2 protein-coding genes and 1 pseudogene are annotated in these 2,479 nt (G+C 27.3%); all 3 read left to right on the top strand.

Annotated elements, in window-relative coordinates; all coding sequences use genetic code 11:
• Window positions 1–170, top strand: a 170-nt coding sequence (locus tag HMPREF3131_RS11095; protein ID WP_141738215.1) for an LPXTG cell wall anchor domain-containing protein, incomplete at its 5' end; no start/stop codon positions are given.
• A gap of 118 nt (window positions 171–288) precedes the next feature.
• Window positions 289–1,905 (top strand): prenyltransferase/squalene oxidase repeat-containing protein, encoded by a 1,617-nt coding sequence (locus HMPREF3131_RS10055; protein ID WP_016931415.1) that lies wholly within the window; start codon window positions 289–291, stop codon window positions 1,903–1,905.
• 366 nt (window positions 1,906–2,271) lie between these two features.
• Window positions 2,272–2,479 (top strand): annotated as a pseudogene (locus tag HMPREF3131_RS11090) (transposase); the annotation flags it as partial.

Below are 2,479 nucleotides of genomic sequence, written 5' to 3'. Positions count from 1 at the left end.
ACTCAGACTCTGACAGCGACTCAGATTCAGATAGCGACTCAGATAAAAAAGAATTACCTGCTACAGGTGATAATCAACAAAATAGTGGATTATTATTTGGCTCATTAGTTGCAGGTTTAGGTTCATTATTATTAGGTAGACGTCGTAGAAAAAATAATAATGAAAAATAAAATACACTCTTACTTTTAATGTTAAAAAAGAGCCAGGTCATTATGACCTGGCTTTATTTAAAAAGTAATTTATTTTTAAATAATGTATGGTTGTAAGTAAATTCTAAGGAGGCAAGCTATGTCATTTGAAGATAATATAAAAAAATTAGTGAATAGTATTGATTCTAAAGAAAAAATTGAGAATTATATATTTTTGAGTCTGGGGACTCCTAATATTAAAGCCACTGTTAAGTTATTAAAGAAAGCTAGATATCTGGAAAGTAATATTTTAAAACAAGCTCAAAAATTCAAAAAAAAATCAGGAGAATATCCTAAATGGGTTAAGTTAGATTTAGTGACTAAATGTGAAAAGATTCCCTTTAAAGAACTAAAAGAAGAGATGATCAATACTAGAAGAAATCATATTGAATATGGAATTACTCTAGATGAATATTGGAATACTACGTTTTTACCCGAAGAAATTAATGCAAATGCATTTGTGATACCTAAGAAAAATGATAAAGGTAAATATTTATCTGAACAAAATATTAATAACTATTTGAGAAAATATACAAATCATAGTAAAGGGTTTAATCATGAGTTTTATGAAAATAAAGAAGTAATTAAATTTTATACTAAAAGTTATTTCTTAGATGAGAATAAAATTTATGAACTCGAAGAGTTCGGTTTACAAAAAGGCGTTAGAAAAATTTATGATTTTCATGAAGAGGTTGATAAAATAATAGTTAGTAGTGTGGATTATCTTAAAAATATGCTTTTAGAGAATGGTCGTTATCAATATGGATATTTTCCGCATTTTGATAAAGAAATTGGAACTTATAATGTATTAAGACATTCTTCTTCAACATATGCTTTAATAGAAGGACTTACATATTTGAATCAACCATTAGATAGTGCTGAAAAAGCAATTGATTATATAATTGAAAATTATGTATTTGAAAAAGATGATAAGTGTTATATCTTTGATGACACTGAAAATATTAATGAAATTAAATTAGGTCAAAATGCTTCATTTATATTCGCAGTCTGTGAATATTTAAAGATTAATGAAAATAAAAAGTATTTAGAAATTGCTCAAAAAGTTGCTAAAGGTATTACTTCAATGATTGACAAAACGACATACGATACTGTCCATATCTTAAATTATCCTGATTTAACTGTAAAAGAAAATTTCAGAATCATTTTTTATGATGGGGAAGCAGCTTTAGCATTATTAAGATTATTCCAAATTGATAATAATAAGGAATGGTTAGAAACTTGTAAAAATCTTATGGATCGATTTATTGAAAAAGATTATTGGCAGTATCATGATCATTGGTTAGGGTATTGTTCAAATGAAATAGTACAAATTTTACCTGAGAAGAAATATTTTGAGTTTGGTATTAAAAATGTTAGTGGTTTTCTAGAATATATTAAAACTAGAGAGAAGACATTCCCTACATTTTTAGAAATGTTAATGGCCTCATATCGATTAATTAAGAAAGCTAAAGCAGTTGGTTATGAAAAGCTAGTACACAAATTAATTGATGAAGAAGAACTTATAAATGTAATAGATATCAGAGCTAAATATCAAAGAACTGGATTTTTCTATCCTGAAACAGCGATGTATTTCAAAAATCCTGATAGAATATTAGGTAGTTTTTATATGAAAAACCATGGTTACCGTATTCGTATTGACGACTTAGAACATTACATTTCAGGTTATGTACAATATCAGAAAGAATTTAAGTATTAATCTATAAAAGTAAAGGGTATTTCAATAACAAAATAATATAAAGAGACCTGGACATAATTCCTAGCAAAATAGCTAGTAAATGAGTTTATTATAAATTCATTTACTGGCTTCTTAATTTACAATACTACGTATTGTTTTCTCGCTTTCTTAGGGATAACTTCAGCCTGTAGTCTTCAGCATGTCCAGTTTCCTCAAGAGTCTCGCCAAATTACTTTATATTTATATGTAATTTTACATTGAATACTTAAAAAAATAAGGCGCTCTCGTATAATTTAATAAAATCACTAAACTAAATTAACGAAATACCTTATGTATAAAGATTTTAACATGACTTAACTTACTCTACGAAAAGAAACTTTAGTACTTATCCCCACAAATGATATTTCACGACATGTAAATGACATTGTAGAAACAATTCCTAAGACTGAATTCGATGAATTCAGACATCATCGTGGTGCAACCTCATACCATCCGAAAATGATGTTAAAAGTAATTCTATATACCTAGACACAATCTGTGTTTTCAGGACGTAAGATAAAAAGTTACTTAATGATAGCATCCGGATGATGTGGTT

Source organism: Staphylococcus sp. HMSC14C01, from assembly GCF_001808085.1.
GTDB lineage: Bacteria > Bacillota > Bacilli > Staphylococcales > Staphylococcaceae > Staphylococcus > Staphylococcus hominis.
The sequence above is the reverse complement of the archived record's forward strand: the minus strand, read 5'-3'. Positions and strand labels throughout refer to the sequence as shown.

What these genes read in the sequence shown, in the direction of transcription:
- HMPREF3131_RS10055 (WP_016931415.1), top strand. Translation starts at nt 289, where the DNA reads ATGTCATTTGAAGATAATATAAAAAAATTAGTGAATAGTATTGATTCT.